The organism is Rhizobium favelukesii (assembly GCF_000577275.2).
Taxonomy (GTDB): Bacteria; Pseudomonadota; Alphaproteobacteria; order Rhizobiales; family Rhizobiaceae; genus Rhizobium; species Rhizobium favelukesii.
In genome coordinates, this window is the sequence record NZ_HG916855.1 from 1,383,463 (window position 1) to 1,399,145 (window position 15,683).

Consider the following 15,683-nt stretch of genomic DNA (forward strand, 5'->3'; position numbering starts at 1 on the left):
CGCGCGTCAGATCTCATCTGTCGAGCACTCGTAGAGAACGCTGCCGGTTGCAGCATCGACGCCACTCAGGCTGACGTCGTAGCCCCAGAGGTGGCGAACGTGGCCGAGCGTCTCATCACGGGTACTTTCTTCCAGAAGGATGCCGTTCTTCACATTATGTTGCAGACGAAGCTGTCGGTCGCCAAGTAGGTCGACGTCGATCACTTGGATATCAGGCTGTCGGGCACCGACATCGTAGCTGCGGGCAAGGGCTGAGCGGATCGTGGAATAGCCACGTTCGTTGTGGATTGAGGCCACTTCACAATAGCTGTCGGTGGCGCGATCCGAGAGCAGAAACAATCGGAACTTGCGGATCATTGCCGGGCTTAGATATTGCAGCATGAAGGATTCGTCCCGGTGGTTCGCCCAGGCGTCAAGCAAGGTTCCGCGCCAATCGCCATTGCCGGCAAACGAGGGAAACCAGTCGCGATCCTCCGCCGTCGGTTTCATGCAGATGCGCTCGATATCCTGCATCATCGCGAACCCCAAGGCATAGGGGTTTATGCCGGGAAAGCGGGGGTCATCGAAGGCCGGCTGAAACACCACATTGGAATGGCTTTTCAGCAATTCCAGCATCGCCCCCTCGCTAATCCTGCCTTGATCGAACAGCCGGTTGATGATCGTGTAATGCACGAAGGTCGCACAGCCCTCGTTCATCACCTTGGTTTGGCGCTGCGGATAGAAATACTGCGCAATGACGCGCACGATCCGAAGAAGTTCCCGTTGCCAGGGGTCGAGGATGAGGCTGTGCTTTTCGAGAAAGTAGAGCAGGTTCTCCTCTGGAAGGTTGAGAACCTTCTTGCGTTCCGATGCGTCGCGTTCGGCATCCTCCGGATTGCGATTTTCGGCTGCCAGGGGTAGCGTGCGCCACAAATCGCTGTAGGTTTGCTCTTCGTATTCCAGTCGCTCGCGGGCGCGCTCCCTGACTTTTTCGGAGGAAAGGCGCGGCGGGCGACGATAGCGAAAGACACCTTGGTCCATCAAGGCGTGGGCGGAATCGAGGATCGCCTCAACGGCGCTCACTCCATGCCGTTCCTCGCACTTGGCAATGTATTTCTTGGCGAAGTCCATGTAGCTCAAAATGGCACCGGCGTCGGTCCATTGGCGGAACAGATAGTTGTTCTTGAAAAAATGATTGTGGCCGAACGCCGCATGCGCGGTCACGAGCGTCTGCATCGCCATGGTGTTTTCTTCCATGAGATAGGTGATGCAGGGATTGGAATTGATGACGAGTTCATAGGCGAGACCGCGCTGTCCCTTACGGTACAGGTGATCCTCGAAGATGAAGCGCTTGCCAAAAGACCAGTGCTGGTACATCAACGGCATGCCAACTGAGGAATAGGCATCCAACATCTGCTCCGAGGAAATGATCTCCAGCTGGTTGGGATAGACGTCCAAGCCCAACTCGTCGAGTGCAATGGTCTCGATGGCATCGTAGGCGCGCGAAAGGGTCGCGAAATTCCAGTCGGAGCCGTCAAATAGCAGGCCTGAACTCGAGCGTCTCGCCATTCGGTCATCCCTTACTTGCGCGTGCGCATGGCAGGCTGTCGGGTAAAGAGCTTGCGGAAAACTGGATAGATATCTGCCGGTCTGGAGATCCGCGTCATCTGAAAGTTCGGCACCTCCCCATCGACTGTGCGATAGGCGCGCCACAGCGACGTGCCGTTGTCGGTCGTTCCAAAGATCTCCGTTTCGCGCTCGTCGATGATCTCCACATAAGCATAGTATTGGCAAAGACGCATCAGGTGATCGCGCAGCAGTGCCGCACAACGTTCAGAGTCGCCGCTGATGTTGTCGCCGTCGGATGCCTGAGCGGCGTAAATGTTCCACAAATGAGCCGGATACCGCTCCTCGATCACACGAAGCATTTCCTCAAGGGCCGTGGAAACGACCGTGCCACCACTCTGCTTGCTGTAGAAGAACGTCTCCTCGTCGACCTCACGCGCTTCGTCGGTGTGGCGGATGAAGACGATATCGATCCGCTCGTAGCGGCGGGTCAAAAACAGGTGGAGCAGCACGAAGAAGCGTTTGGCAAGATCCTTTTCACGCTCGCCCATCGATGCCGATACGTCCATTAAGCAAAACATCACGGCGCTGGCATTGGGGAGCGGCTGGCGCTCGAAGCGGTTGAAGCGAATGTCGACCGGATCGACATAGGAAATGCGTCGACGCCTGCGCTCCAACTGCGCCAGTTCCTCGCGCATCGCCTGCAGGCGACGCCGGTCCGACGCCGACAGATCCTGCTTGGCCTCCAGGGCGGCGATCTCGTCGCCAAGCGTTTTCACCGCCGCTTCGCTCGGCCGCTGCAAGGCGATGCGGCGGCCGTAGCTGTTGCGCATGGTTCGCCCGACATTGATGTTGGTGGGCGTGCCGGCCGTGCTGAAGCCGACGCGGTGCGGCTTGTAGGTCACTGTTTCCTTCAGGTTCAGCTTGACCATATCAGGCAGCTCAAGGTCCTCGAAGAAAAGGTCGAGAACCTCGTCCCGGGATAGAATGAACTGAAAATCATCCTCACTCTCGCCGCGGCCGGCGCCGCGGCCTCCTCCGCCGCCGCCGCCTTGCGGTCGCGACAGCTTGTCACCGGCCATGTATTCCTTGTTGCCCGGAAGAATATACTCGCGCTCACCGCTGCCGGAGGCAGGCTGAAAGGTCGGCTCTCCTGCACCACGCTTCGGCATCGGGACGCCATGGGCAGCATCCACGTCGGCAATCTTATCGGACTTGACCTGTTCCTTGATTGCCCGCTTGAGTTCGTCGCGGGCACGCTTCAGGAAACGTTGCCGGTTGCCGAGGCTCTTATCCTTCGGGTTGAGCCGGCGGTCGATGAAATTCGGCATCTGCCAATCCCTCGGTTCGGCATCGTCAACCGGCCTTGTTGACCCTCATGTACCAATCGACGAGCCGCCGAACCTGGCGAACCGTGTAGCCGCGCTGCGTCATGCGCTGGACAAATTCGGCGTGCTGCTTTTCCGTCGAGCTGTCCTTCTTGGAGCCGAAGCTGATGACCGGCAGGAGATCTTCGACCTGGCCGAACATGCGCTTCTCGATCACTTCGCGAAGCTTTTCATAGCTCGTCCAGGAGGGATTGCGCCCATGGTTCTTGGCACGGGCGCGAAGCGTAAACTTCACAACCTCGTTGCGGAAGTCCTTGGGATTGGCAATGCCAGCAGGCTTCTCGATCTGCGACAACTCGCTGTCGAGAATATCGCGGTTGAGGATTTGGCCGGTATCGTAGTCCTTGAAATCCTGATCTTCCAGCCATGCATCAGCGTATGCGATGTAGCGATCGAACAGGTTTTGCCCATACTCGCTATAGGATTCAAGGTAGGCCTTCTGGATTTCATGGCCGATGAATTCTGCGTAACGCGCAGCAAGCTCGGATTTGATGAAATCGAGGTAGCGCGCCTCGGTTTCCTTGGAAAACTGTTCGCGTCGGATTGCCTGTTCCATGATGTACATCAAGTGCACTGGGTCGGCGGCCACCTCCTTGGTGTCGTAGTTGAAGGTTTCTGAAAGAACCTTGAAGGCGAAGCGGGTGCTAATACCGGTCATGCCTTCATCAACGCCGGCCGCATCGCGATACTCCTGAACGGACTTGGCTTTGGGATCGGTGTCCTTCAGGTTCTCGCCGTCATACACGCGCATCTTCGTGTAGAGCGGTGAGTTCTCATGTGCGTGGAGGCGTGTTGCAACCGTGAAGCGGCTGAGATTCTCGAGCACTTCAGGAGCACATGGGCTCTTTGCCAGTTCGCTCTCTCGAAGCAGCTTCTCGTAGATCTGCCGCTCCTCGGTGACCCGCAGGCAATACGGCACCTTGACGACGAGGATACGGTCGAGGAATGCCTCGTTGTTCTTGTTGTTCTTGAATTGCAACCACTCGGACTCGTTGGAGTGAGCGACGACGATCCCCTGGAACGGGAAGGCGCCAAAGTTCTCGGTGCCATTATAGCTGCCTTCCTGCGTGGCGGTCAGCAGCGGGTGCAATACCTTGATCGGCGCCTTGAACATTTCGACGAACTCGAGAAGCCCTTGCGTCGTCCTGTTTAGTCCGCCGCTGTAGGAATAGGCATCCGGATCGGCCTGACTGAAATGTTCGAGCTGACGGATGTCCACCTTGCCGACGAGCGCAGACACATCCTGGTTGTTCTCGTCGCCAGGCTCAGTCTTGGCGATCGCAATCTGCCGCAGTCGGGAGGGCGTCAGCTTGACGACGCTGAACTTCGAGATATCGCCGCCAATCTCGTCGAGCCGTTTCGTTGCCCAAGGCGAGATCAGACCCGTGAGGCGGCGCTGCGCAATCCCGTACTTGTCTTCCAAGAGACCTGCCATCCGTTCCGGATGGAAGAGGCCGAGAGGAGATTCGAAGACGGGGCTGATTTTGCCATTGACAGCCAGGGTGTAGATCGGGCGCAGCTCCATGAGCCTTTTGAGGCGCTCGGCAAGCGACGATTTGCCGCCCCCGACAGGCCCAAGGAGATAGAGGATTTGCTTGCGTTCCTCGAGCCCTTGCGCGGCGTATCTGAAGTAGCCGACAATCCGCTCGATCGTATCCTCCATGCCGTAGAAATCAGCGAAAGACGGATAGATCTTGACTGTGCGGTTGGCAAAAATCCGGCCCAACCGCTCATCGGCGCTCGTATCAATCAGCGTCGGCTCGCCGATCGCCTCGACCATTCGCTCCTGCGCGGTCGCATAAAGGCTTTTGTCATCGCGGCAGGCTAGAAGGTATTCTTGTAGGCTCAGTTCTTCTTGCGCGGCGCTTGTGTAAATCTCCGAGAAAAGATCAAAGACGTCGCTTTCACCCTTTTGCATGATGTTCTCCCGCGGCCGGTTGGTTAAGACGGGATTGCCGCCCTGTCGGCGCGCTCACTGAAAAAACGGCACAAACTAGTATTCGTTCCTTCAAAGACTTAAGGGAATTCGAAATTGGCTCGGGAAGGCCATGTAGCATCTCATCGTCTCCATTTTCGCGCCAGATCGCGACTCAAATGTTGAACAGTGCTGATGGCTAATATGGCACGAAAGACGTGCAATAACCATGGCTAAGGTAATCACGCTGTCGCTATGGACATCCTCATTTCGGTCGACATAATGCTATGTCGGCGAATAAAATCGCACTTTAGGTTGGCACGTTGCGGTAGGCGGCAGCCTCAAACCCCCTGCCGTCCATAGCAAAAGAGCGTAAGGATTGCGGCCTCGCGCCAGTGCCAGGCATTCAACCGATACCGCCAAGGCACACGTATTTGATCTCGATAAATTCTTCGATCCCGTATTTTGAACCCTCACGGCCCAGGCCGGAGAGCTTGACGCCGCCGAACGGTGCCTCTGGCGTCGAGATCAATCCGGTGTTGACGCCAACCATGCCGTATTCCAGCGCCTCGGCCACCCGGAAAACGCGGGCGAGGTCCTTGGCATAGAAGTAGGAGGCCAGGCCGAACTCGGTATCGTTTGCCTGCGCAATGACGTCGGCCTCGTCCTTGAAGCGAAAGAGCGGCGCCACCGGTCCGAAGGTCTCCTCACGTGCAACGACCATCTCTTTCGTGACATTGGCGAGCACCGTCGCCTCGTAGAAGGTGCCGCCGAGCGCATGGCGCTGTCCGCCCCGCACGACGCTCGCGCCCTTGGCGAGCGCATCGGCAACGTGCTCCTCGACCTTTTCCAGTGCTGGCTGATCGATCAGTGGCCCGAGAATGACCCCCTCGTCGAAGCCATTGCCAGTCTTCAACTTGCCGACCGCCACTGCAAGCTTCTCGGCAAAGGCGTCGTAGACGCCATCCTGCACATAGAGGCGGTTGGCGCACACGCAGGTCTGGCCGTTGTTGCGGAACTTGGCGATCAACGCCCCCTCGACGGCGGCATCGAGATCAGCGTCGTCGAAAACGATGAAGGGCGCATTGCCGCCGAGTTCCAGCCCGAGCTTCTTGATCGTCGCAGCGCTCTGCTTGTAGAGCTCGGCGCCGACCTCGGTCGAACCGGTGAAGGTCAACTTGCGGACAGTCGGATTGGCGGTCATCTCGGCGCCGATTTCACGTGCCGAGCCGGTGATGACAGAAAACAACCCGGCCGGAAGCCCCGCCCGCTCGGCGAGCACTGCAATTGCAATGGCCGAGAAGGGTGTCTGGCTGGCCGGCTTCAGCACCATGGCGCAACCGGCAGCAAAGGCGGGCCCCGCCTTGCGGGTGATCATGGCGTTCGGGAAGTTCCAGGGGGTGATTGCGGCCACCACACCGATTGGCTGCTTCATCACCATGATGCGCTTGTCGGGCTGGTGGCCAGGGACCAGGTCGCCATAGACGCGGCGAGCCTCCTCGGCGAACCATTCGATAAAGCTCGCGCCATAGACGATCTCGCCGATCGCCTCGGAAAGCGGCTTGCCCTGCTCGAGCGTCAGGATGCGACCGAGGTCTTCCTTGTTTGCAATCATCAGCTCGAACCAATTGCGCAGAATGCCGGAGCGTTCCTTGGCGGTGCGGGCCGCCCACCCCTTTTGCGCGACGCGTGCCGCCTCGATCGCGGCTTTTGTTTCCGCCGCGCCAAGCTTCGGCACGCGGCCGATGATTTCGCTGTTCGCCGGATTGTTGACTTCGATCGCGTTCGACGGATCAGCCTCGATCCATCTGTCGCCAATCAGGGCTGCCTGACGAAAGAGTGTGTGGTCCTTGAGATTCATAGAGTCCATCCCATCCAGAAACCGTGTCGGGTCCATTCTTGCGGCCGCGTCGGTAAAGCCATTGACGCAATGTCGGCATCCTTTTGCGCTGTGTCAAACGCGTTCACCTAAAAACGGGCGCGGGCAACGCGCCAGATCGATCAGGCTGCCATGTGTCACCGCAACGCGTCTTGCCGCTCCCGGCGCGGGCGCATGAGTTTCGGGAACCTTTGCCATCCAGCTCCATCTAAAGTCATGCTAAGGAGATGAAGATGTCGCACATTCGAACCGATCGGGCCGAAGCACTCGATACGCTCGCCGATGTCGAGCTGGCACGGCGCGCGGTCGCCCGCGATCGCCATGCGTTTCGCGCAATCATGAAGGCCCACAATCAGAGGCTCTATCGCCTCGCAAGAAGCATCATTCGCAACGACAGCGAAGCGGAGGACGTTGTTCAGGAAGCTTATGTGCTGGGATTTGCCCATCTTAATCGCTTCCGCGGAGACGCGTCGCTTGCGACCTGGCTATCGCGCATCGTGATCAACGAAGCCCTCGGGCGTCTGCGCAAAAAGCGGCGGAGCGCGGGCGTGGCGAATGCCACCAACCAGCTCGGTGGAGCGACGATCGTCCAATTCCCTGTCGACAACACCGGCGATCCGGAGCGGACCATGGCGCAACGGCAAATCTTGCAACTGGTCGAGCAGGCAACAGATGCTCTGCCCGATATCTACCGAACGGTCTTTGTCGCCAGGGTCATCGAGGGGTTGAGTGTCGAGGAGACGGCGGCGCTACTTGGCATACGGGCGCAAACCGTCAAGACCCGATTGCATCGCGCCAGGCGTCTGGTGCGCGAGCGCCTCGACCAGCAGATCGGTCCCGTGCTCCTTTCCGCATTTCCCTTTGCCGGCCGCCGTTGCGAGCGCCTGACGAGCGCGGTGATGAGCCGTCTCGGTTTTCCCGATTAAACCGCGGGAACCTAACGGTCGGACTGGCATCCAATCTGCGTTCCAGAAAATAACGCCCAGCCTTGCCGGTTCGGGCGAAGGAGGTTCCTATGCATACTCGACAGATTGCCACCCTGACCGCGATTTGCCTGCTTGGAATTGTGCCGTCGGCATGGGCCGCAGACAAGCCGACGGACGCGCAGATCGCTCATATCGCCTATACGGCCGGCGTCATCGACGTAGAGGCAGCAAAACTTGCGATCTCGAAATCCAAAAACAAGGCGGTTGTCGCCTTCGCTCAGGACATGGTGCGAGACCATGAGGCGGTGAATACGCAGGCTCTCGCATTGGTCAAGAAGCTCAAGGTTACGCCACAGGACAATGACACGAGCAAGACGCTGACGAAAGCTGCGACCGACGAGCGAGCCAAACTGACCGCGCTCAACGGCGCGAGCTTCGACAAGGCCTATGTCGCCAACGAGGTGGCCTACCACAAGCAGGTCAACGGCGCTCTCGAGACGCTGTTGATCCCGTCGGCGAGCAATGCCGAACTCAAGGAACTGCTCGAAACCGGTCTGAAAATCTTCCAAGGCCACCAGCAGCACGCCGAACACGTCGCTGCCGAGCTCAAATAGGAGATATCGGCATGCTGGGACGGCATCTGTGGATCGTTGCGGTATCTGCGTTGACCATTGGTGTCGTTCCGGTGCGGGCGGAAACCGTCACGGTAACAATCGAAAAGATGATGTTTTCGCCCGCCGAGATTAGCGCAAGGCCGGGCGATACGATCGAATGGATCAACAAGGACATCCTTGCCCATACGGCGACCGTGAAGGGGGACTGGGAGGTGGTCATTCCTCCAGGCAAATCGGGACGTCTGGTGCTGAAGGCAACCACGCCGGTCGACTATTATTGTCGGTTCCATCCGAACATGAGAGGCCGGATTTCGATACCGGCCCAATAGTGCGGATCGGCATCGCTGTGCCTGGCAGACATCTCCATCCCCATATCCGTCCGTTGCCGGATGAAATCTTTGTCGGACATCTTCGCTCGGCGGCCGCGCTGGCCTATACCGCTGTCATGTATTCGCTGTCACGTCCGATATCCCTCGAGCAAGTCGTGAAAAGAAGCCGGTTTCTGGCGATCGGCATGCCGATCGCCAGTGAGCTCGAAGCCAAGGAGGCGCTTGCCGCGCACTGTCATGGCGACGCCAACCATAATTGTTGGGCCTGGCGCATCGGTCAGACCTACCGGTTCAGCGACGACGGCGAGCCGGGCGGAACCGCAGGAAAGCCGATATTGCAGGCGATTGACGGCCAGTCGCTCGATAAGGTCATCGTTATCGTCACACGCTGGTTTGGTGGCGTTCTTCTCGGTACCGGCGGTTTAATCCGCGCCTATGGTGGAACGGCCGCCGCCTGCTTGCGGGCTGGCGAGCTCATCGAGCTTGTTCCAACGTTGGAAGGAACGATCCGCGCGGCCTTTTGCGACCTTGCGATCCTCAAGGCAAGGCTGGCCGCCTTCGAGGGGATGCACATCCTCAGCGAGACATTCTCTGGCGCCGGTGCCGAGATCACGGCAAGCTTTCCGCAAGCAAGATCTGAGGAGATCGCCCGGCTGATTGCCGACACCACAAGCGGACGAAGCGTGCTGGTACTGAAGCAATAGCGCTCGCGAGAGCCTCCGCCTTTGGGCGATTTGTGACAGTCATGGGCCCATTTACGATGCCGATGTTGATGTGATGGTTTAACTCCTCAGTTAGCGCCAGCCAAGGGGCGGCGCCACATGCTTTAAGATCGCCTCGATTACATGGGCGTTGTATTCGACGCCAAGCTGATTGGGGACGGTGAGCAGCAGGGTATCGGCTTCGGCGATGGCTTCGTCCTCGGCGAGCTGTTTGACCAGCGCGTCCGGTTCGGCTGCGTAGGACCGACCAAAGATGGCCTTGGTGTTCTCATCGATATAGCCGATTGAATCCTGCTCCTTGCCGCCGCGACCGAAATAGGCGCGGTCGCGATCGTCGACGAGCGCGAAAATGCTGCGGCTGACCGACACGCGCGGTGTGCGGCTGTGACCGGCTTCCTTCCAGGCATTTCTATAAGCGCGGATTTGTGCGGCCTGCTGGACGTGAAAGGGTTCGCCCGTTTCGTCATCCTTCAACGTCGAACTCTGCAGGTTCATGCCGAGCCTGGCCGCCCAGATGGCGGTTGTGTTGGACCCAGCACCCCACCAGATGCGCTCGCGCAATCCGTCCGAATAAGGTTCAAGGCGCAGCAGGCCAGGCGGGTTCGGAAACATCGGACGCGGGTTGGGTTTTGCAAAGCCTTCGCCGTTCAGTGCTTCCAGGAACACTTCGGCATGGCCACGGCCCATATCGGCATCGCTTGAGCCTTCCTGTGGCTGGTAGCCGAAATAGCGCCAGCCATCGATGACCTGTTCGGGGGAGCCGCGGCTTATGCCAAGTTGCAGGCGACCACCCGTGATGAGATCGGCGGCTCCGGCGTCCTCAGCCATATAGAGAGGGTTCTCGTAGCGCATGTCGATGACCGCGGTGCCGATTTCTATGGTCTTCGTCTTGGCGCCGACTGCCGCCAGCAACGGAAACGGGGAGGCAAGCTGGCGAGCGAAATGGTGGACGCGGAAATAAGCGCCGTCGGCACCAAGCTCTTCCGCTGCAACGGCAAGGTCGATGGATTGGAGCAGCGCGTCGCCCGCCGAGCGGGTTTGCGATTGGGGAGAGGGCGTCCAGTGGCCGAAGGAGAGAAAGCCGATTTTCTTCATGATTTTTGCCCGTTGGATATCAGGGATCTGCCGTGGGATTATGATGGGCATAACATGGGAAGCGGCATCTGCGATGAAAAGGCGATTGAACGCTCTGTTCACACTTTGCCGCCGGCGTATCGGATGAACACCTTCCTCATCAAGGTCGCAGAAAATCGAGACGTCAGGCAGCCGAAGGCCCGAAGACGTCGTCCCCATGGCCCGAGAACCGCCGAACCAGTGAGGAATGCGGCCCGGAAAAGGCCTTGCCGCTCTTATTGCGGTGGAGCGACCGGTCTTGCGAATGGCAAGAAGAGCAGTGCGCAGCCTGTCAGGATGGCAACGATGAGCCACGCCTCGTTGATCGCTTGGACGCTTGCTGCCGTTTGCACCAGCGGATCTAGCGCTGCGATTGTGTCGGGGCTGAAGCCGCCGCCTGCACTGCCCGCAATCGTGCCGGCTGGCGCCCCGACGAACGCTGCGGCAGCTGTGTCGCCGGCACGCAACCGATCCCATAATGTCTGCGCGAGGGGCTCCGACCTCGTATAGATGATCGTATCGATCAATGCGATGCCGATTGCTCCGCCAAGGTTGCGCATCAGGTTGAAGAGCCCGCTTGCATCAGGGACCTGCGCCGCTGGCAGGGTTCCGAGCGCCAAGCGCGTGGGCGGGAGAAGGCAAAACATGATCGCTGCACCGCGCACGACCTGGGGCCAGAACATGGCGTCGTAATCGGACCGGGGATCCTGGAATGCGCTCATCGCCAGGCCGATCGCAAATAGCGCAAACCCCAATGCCGAGAGCAGGCGCGGATCCGTTCGCTTCTCCAGCGCAACTGCGATCGGTGCGGTGATCAACTGCGTGATACCTGTGACCAGCATCGTGGTCCCGATTTCCAGTGCATTGTGTCCTCTGATGAAGGCAAGGAAAACCGGCATGAGATAGACGGAGCCGAAGAGGCCGATCCCGAGCACGAAACTGAGGGCTGAACCGACGAGGAAATTTCGATCGCGAAAATGACGCAGTTCGACAATCGGGCGCATTCTGCCCAGCGACCGGCTTGCGAATGCGGCTCCCGATACGAGGCTGACTGCCAGCAGGCTGAGAACATATGGCGAGATCCAGCCGCTTGTGGGCGCCTCCTTCAGTCCCAATTCGAGGCTCGTCAACGCCAGCGCCATCATGACGAGCGAAGCACCATCGAGATGCCGGAGTTCGGAAGTATCGCCTTTTTGCAGCGGCAGAAACCGCCACGCCACGAGCGCCGAGACGATACCAGGAGCAATATTGATGAGGAACAGCCAGTGCCAGGAATAAGTCGCCGTCAGCCAGCCGCCGATGATCGGCCCAACCGTCGGTGCCAAGACAGCCAGCACGCCCGCAATTGTCGTTGCGATCGCCTGCCGCTCATTTGGAAAGAGGATGAAGACAGCTGAAAACACTGCCGGGATCAGCGTCCCGCCGGAGAAGCCCTGGACGACGCGCCAAGCAATCAGTTCGCTGAAGTCACTGCTCGCCGCACAACCAGCCGAAGCAACAACAAACAAGCCTATTGAAGCGACGAAGAGCCACCGCATCGTCAAGACGCGCGTCAGCAAGCCGGTCAATGGTATGGCGACCACCTCCGCGATGAGGTAGACGGTCTGGATCCAGCTCATCTGGTCGGGGTCGATGTTGATGGCTTGCTGGATGGTCGGAAGAGATGTCGCGACGACCTGGACGTCCAGGATCGCCATGAACATGCCGACGCACATCGCAATGAAGCCTACCCAAATCACTGCTGAAGGTGCGTGAGGACGGGCGGGCTCAAGGTGTGGCGACATGCGGTTACCTTGCGATCAGTGTCATTCAAGCGGCCCGCGCCATGGGCCGTCATTCAGGGCGATGGAAAAAGGCTTCCAGACGGTAGCCATCCGGATCGATGACGAACGCTGCGTAATAGAAGGATCCGTACTCGGGACGTATTCCCGGTTCGCCGTTATCCGTCCCGCCACTGACGGTAGCTTTTGCATGAAAGCCCCTGACACTTTCCTCGCTGTCGGCAACAAAACAGAAGTGCAGTCCCGACTCCATATCGGCCACGACCGGGCGTTCGGCGAGTTTTATCCAAAGCTGTGGTTGTTCCGCGCCGTAGCCCAGCCACTTGTCACTCGTGGAAAGCCTCATATAGCCCAAAGGTTCAAGTGCAGCGTCGTAGAACTGGCGCGCACGGTTAAGATCGGACACGCCGATAGAAACATGATGAAACATCATTCCTCCTTCTAAAGGCGGCAGCTTGGAGCGGCGGCCAATCAGCTCCTCAGGACTGTACAGCGTCGTATCTGTAAAGCAAATGACAGCTCTCGATTGTCGATTCTGGCGCCGACCATGTTGGCCGCGGCAGCCGAGATGGCCTCGGGTCCGGATCGCTAACTGGCCTGAAAACATCGCTGCCTTCTCCGGCGCAAAGCGGGAGGAGTTCGACAAGCCGTCGCGGTTTACGCCCGCTCAACGACCGAGGCCCACCGCTTCGCGTTATCTGGAAGCGGTGGGCCCCGGGCCGGTTGAAGGGATGCTGGCATGTCCGCGTTCGCCCCAGCTGCGACGCGCGGACGGTACTCGGTACTAGTTTGCCTTAACCCTTCGAGCGAGAGCCATTACATAGTCGTCAGCGATGTCGGCCAAAGTCAGAGCGACCTCCGATTCCTTCCAACCCGCAGCAACGGCTCGCTGGACGAAAGCTCGAAAGGCCTGAGCAAGGACTTCCTCGCGCTCGACAACGCGGTATGGATCATTCGCAGGATATCGAGGATTGCTGATCTGGATCGTAGGATTGGTCGGTTCCATGATATGCCCCTGAAAGTTGCTTTATTTATGAAGGAAGCGCATTTGCCATGCGTTCCGTCTGATTGACTGCATTGCGATTATGCTTCTTTATTAAGGGCTTACGGGGCACCTGTCGTTAGCTGCGCATCCAGAAACTTGCAGCAGCGTCCATTTCTGCGGCCTCTGGTAGTGTCCAGCCGCTTTCGCGCGTGATTGATTTTGGCACACGGATCCCGGGCGTGACGCGGCCGATCAGAGTCGACAGACGGGGAGGGGATTGTCGCCCTTCGGCGTCCTGGCGACCAACGCTTTATCGCGACAGGATTGGCAGCGATCAGGCGCGGCGGGTGTGCCCGAGCGTTCTCAGCCACTTGTCGAAGGATTGAGCGCTCTCTGCCTCGGACGCCGGCTCGACGGGGTGCCCGAGATAAGACGGCACGGCCACGTTTCTCGCCTCGCGCGGGCTGTAGCCGAATTCCTTGCTGAAGGCACGGCTGAAATGTGCGGCAGAGGAAAAACCGGCCGCAAAGGCGATATCAACGATTTGTTGCCGGTTGGCCGTATCGCTCAATGCGGCGTGTGCAGCCAGAAGTCGGCGGCGCTGAATGTAGTGATGCACGCCGCCGTCCGGCTCGAAAGCCTGGTAGAGGCGGGTGCGGGAGACGCCCAATTCCCGGCACAAACGGTCGGTTGTCAGGTCGGGCGACATCAAATTGTGCTGGACGAAGCGGTAGACGCGATCCTTAAGGGGCAAGCTGTTGTGTGGCTCTGCGGACGAGAAATATGCTGGTGACGATGAAACACTGGTCAGGATCATGTCGCGGATGGTCTGGACCACGTGCGCAAGATCCGCTTCTGCCAGCTGCGCCAGCTGTGCCTCGACGCCGTCCAGATAGTCGATTAGCAGTTTGGCACGCGTTCCGGAAAGGGCGATGTTGTTTCTGATCTCGGTTGAGGCGGGATGAAGCAGCTCGCGGGGAAGATAAAGGGATAGCGTCTGGGCGTCCGTCGATCGACCGCGAAAGGGATGTCCCAAACTCCGCAATTCGACTTTCCCAGGCTCGCCCTCGGAGACGTGCCCGCCGACCTCCGTCCATGTTCGGCCGTTGCGCAGGACCGAGATATGCCAGTGATCGATGGGGCTTGACCTGACCTTCGCTTCCGAACGCATATAGCTATGGGCGGGGGTGCTTTGTTGAATAATGAGCATGCCGCCGAGATTCCAGGCTGCGTGATCGGCTCCAAAACCCGCATCTGGGGGAGAATTATCCGGGCGCCGGACGTCGACAAGCGGCGCGACGTAAGACTGCCAGGCGGCAAATTGCTGTGCCGGATCGAGGTCGCGCGTGGAAAACCGCAACGGTTGCAATGCTGGCGAAGGTGCCGGTTGCTCCGCCGTCGATTTCGTCTCGCGAGGAAAGCGGCGGCGTTCGCTCTGCGCAGCCTTGCTATCGTCGCGTGCCCCGTCATCGGGTTGGGCTGGAAAGGGGCGAGATCGTTCGTCGTCTTGCAATTCGGTCTCCATCATCCATCAGGCAAGCGCGCTTCGTTCCACATCAGTTCCTACACCGTCAGGTCATTCTCAGATCCACGCCGGGATGCAGCTTTTTCAGGTTGGGCAGCGATTTCATCTGCCACGAAATCTGTGATGACCCCAGCACGGTCAAATGAATGTCCGGACGGTTGCGCGCTTCGATCGTCAGCTTGGCGAGCAGGTTTATGCCGGAGGAATTGAGAAACTCCAGGCCCGTCAAGTCCAACGTCGTTTTGCCGCCCCCACCTTCGAGCGCCTTCATGGCGAGCGCATGGATAGGCGCGTAGGCATCAGGACCTGCCAGCCGCATTGTCCCGTCGAAAAAGACGGTGCTGCCTTCGGACCAGACACGGTAGGCTTCTTCTCTAATTTCCATGGCGCACCTCTTGCCGTTTCATGCCGGAATTGCCATCGCGGCATAGGTTTCAATTCTTGTTCGTTCGTGAACGCTGTCCTCCTCGAAGAGCCAGGCAAACTGCACCTCGTAGTCGCTCATCAGGGTCAACAAACCCAGTCCGGAAGTGGCTCCGGTCGTGGCCGTGGCACTTGCCTCGATCTGTCGGATGAGCAGGTCGCCGGGATCGCCGCTCGTCACATTCACCAGCAGCCGCTGGAATCGGGCAGCCGTTTCGCTGTCGATAAAATTGGAAACCCGGAGCCGAACACAATCCGTCTGCGCCAGCGCCTCCACCACGACTTCTCCGCGCGCGCGAAACTTTATGGCATTCTCGATCAGTTCGTTTGCGAGATAGCCGATATCCTGCTTGAGTTGATTGTAGAGCCGCCTCGATGGACGAAATCTCGGCGCCATCATCTCGGCGATGAAATCAGACGTCATTCCAGAGTGCTTCCAGGCAAGATCAAGCGGACCATCAAGCAATAGAAGTCTGACTGCGTGAGCGGTGTCAGAGAAGGCGAGGTGTTCTTGCCCAAAGAGCACGACCGTCATGTC

15 protein-coding genes are annotated in these 15,683 nt (G+C 58.9%); 4 read left to right on the plus strand and 11 right to left on the minus strand.

What is annotated here, in order from left to right:
* Positions 1 to 6: 6 nt before the first annotated feature.
* From LPU83_RS70015 to gabD, 4 genes are all read right to left on the minus strand, one after another.
* Positions 7 to 1,548: a SpoVR family protein gene (locus LPU83_RS70015; protein WP_024316762.1), complete on the minus strand. Its 1,542-nt coding sequence runs from the start codon at positions 1,546 to 1,548 to the stop codon at positions 7 to 9.
* Between the two features lie 11 nt (positions 1,549 to 1,559).
* On the minus strand, positions 1,560 to 2,876 hold the full coding sequence (locus LPU83_RS70020) for a YeaH/YhbH family protein (protein WP_024316763.1): 1,317 nt from the start codon (positions 2,874 to 2,876) through the stop codon (positions 1,560 to 1,562).
* A gap of 25 nt (positions 2,877 to 2,901) precedes the next feature.
* Positions 2,902 to 4,851: a PrkA family serine protein kinase gene (locus LPU83_RS70025; RefSeq protein WP_024316764.1), complete on the minus strand. Its 1,950-nt coding sequence runs from the start codon at positions 4,849 to 4,851 to the stop codon at positions 2,902 to 2,904.
* A gap of 403 nt (positions 4,852 to 5,254) precedes the next feature.
* Positions 5,255 to 6,709 (minus strand): NADP-dependent succinate-semialdehyde dehydrogenase, encoded by a 1,455-nt coding sequence (gene gabD / locus LPU83_RS70030; protein WP_024316765.1) that lies wholly within the window; start codon positions 6,707 to 6,709, stop codon positions 5,255 to 5,257.
* 251 nt (positions 6,710 to 6,960) lie between these two features.
* Between gabD and LPU83_RS70035 the strand changes: the two genes are divergently transcribed.
* The 4 genes from LPU83_RS70035 (at position 6,961) to LPU83_RS70050 (ending at position 9,300) form a co-directional block, all read left to right on the plus strand.
* The gene (locus LPU83_RS70035; protein ID WP_024316766.1) at positions 6,961 to 7,653 is read left to right on the plus strand and encodes an RNA polymerase sigma factor; all 693 of its coding nucleotides are present in this window, start codon (positions 6,961 to 6,963) and stop codon (positions 7,651 to 7,653) included.
* 89 nt (positions 7,654 to 7,742) lie between these two features.
* Positions 7,743 to 8,267 carry a DUF4142 domain-containing protein gene (locus tag LPU83_RS70040; RefSeq protein WP_024316767.1) on the plus strand — a complete coding sequence of 175 codons (525 nt, stop codon included), beginning with the start codon at positions 7,743 to 7,745 and terminating at the stop codon, positions 8,265 to 8,267.
* 11 nt (positions 8,268 to 8,278) lie between these two features.
* Positions 8,279 to 8,596 (plus strand): plastocyanin/azurin family copper-binding protein, encoded by a 318-nt coding sequence (locus LPU83_RS70045; protein ID WP_024316768.1) that lies wholly within the window; start codon positions 8,279 to 8,281, stop codon positions 8,594 to 8,596.
* 116 nt (positions 8,597 to 8,712) lie between these two features.
* On the plus strand, positions 8,713 to 9,300 hold the full coding sequence (locus tag LPU83_RS70050; RefSeq protein WP_024316769.1) for an IMPACT family protein: 588 nt from the start codon (positions 8,713 to 8,715) through the stop codon (positions 9,298 to 9,300).
* 90 nt (positions 9,301 to 9,390) lie between these two features.
* Here LPU83_RS70050 and LPU83_RS70055 read toward each other — a convergent pair whose 3' ends face one another.
* The 7 genes from LPU83_RS70055 to LPU83_RS70085 all read right to left on the minus strand — a co-directional run bounded on the left by LPU83_RS70055 (position 9,391) and on the right by LPU83_RS70085 (position 15,680).
* On the minus strand, positions 9,391 to 10,413 hold the full coding sequence (locus LPU83_RS70055; protein WP_024316770.1) for an LLM class flavin-dependent oxidoreductase: 1,023 nt from the start codon (positions 10,411 to 10,413) through the stop codon (positions 9,391 to 9,393).
* A gap of 254 nt (positions 10,414 to 10,667) precedes the next feature.
* Positions 10,668 to 12,215 carry a DHA2 family efflux MFS transporter permease subunit gene (locus tag LPU83_RS70060; protein ID WP_024316771.1) on the minus strand — a complete coding sequence of 516 codons (1,548 nt, stop codon included), beginning with the start codon at positions 12,213 to 12,215 and terminating at the stop codon, positions 10,668 to 10,670.
* Between the two features lie 49 nt (positions 12,216 to 12,264).
* Complete coding sequence (locus LPU83_RS70065) at positions 12,265 to 12,642, minus strand: VOC family protein (protein ID WP_024316772.1); 378 nt, start codon at positions 12,640 to 12,642, stop codon at positions 12,265 to 12,267.
* Positions 12,643 to 12,996: 354 nt separating this feature from the next.
* On the minus strand, positions 12,997 to 13,218 hold the full coding sequence (locus tag LPU83_RS70070) for a hypothetical protein (RefSeq protein WP_024316773.1): 222 nt from the start codon (positions 13,216 to 13,218) through the stop codon (positions 12,997 to 12,999).
* A gap of 313 nt (positions 13,219 to 13,531) precedes the next feature.
* Positions 13,532 to 14,722 carry a helix-turn-helix domain-containing protein gene (locus LPU83_RS70075; RefSeq protein WP_024316774.1) on the minus strand — a complete coding sequence of 397 codons (1,191 nt, stop codon included), beginning with the start codon at positions 14,720 to 14,722 and terminating at the stop codon, positions 13,532 to 13,534.
* A gap of 46 nt (positions 14,723 to 14,768) precedes the next feature.
* Entirely contained in the window at positions 14,769 to 15,107 is a 339-nt protein-coding gene (locus LPU83_RS70080) for a slr1659 superfamily regulator (protein ID WP_024316775.1), read from the minus strand.
* Between the two features lie 18 nt (positions 15,108 to 15,125).
* The gene (locus tag LPU83_RS70085; protein WP_024316776.1) at positions 15,126 to 15,680 is read right to left on the minus strand and encodes a slr1658 superfamily regulator; all 555 of its coding nucleotides are present in this window, start codon (positions 15,678 to 15,680) and stop codon (positions 15,126 to 15,128) included.
* Positions 15,681 to 15,683 lie beyond the last annotated feature (3 nt).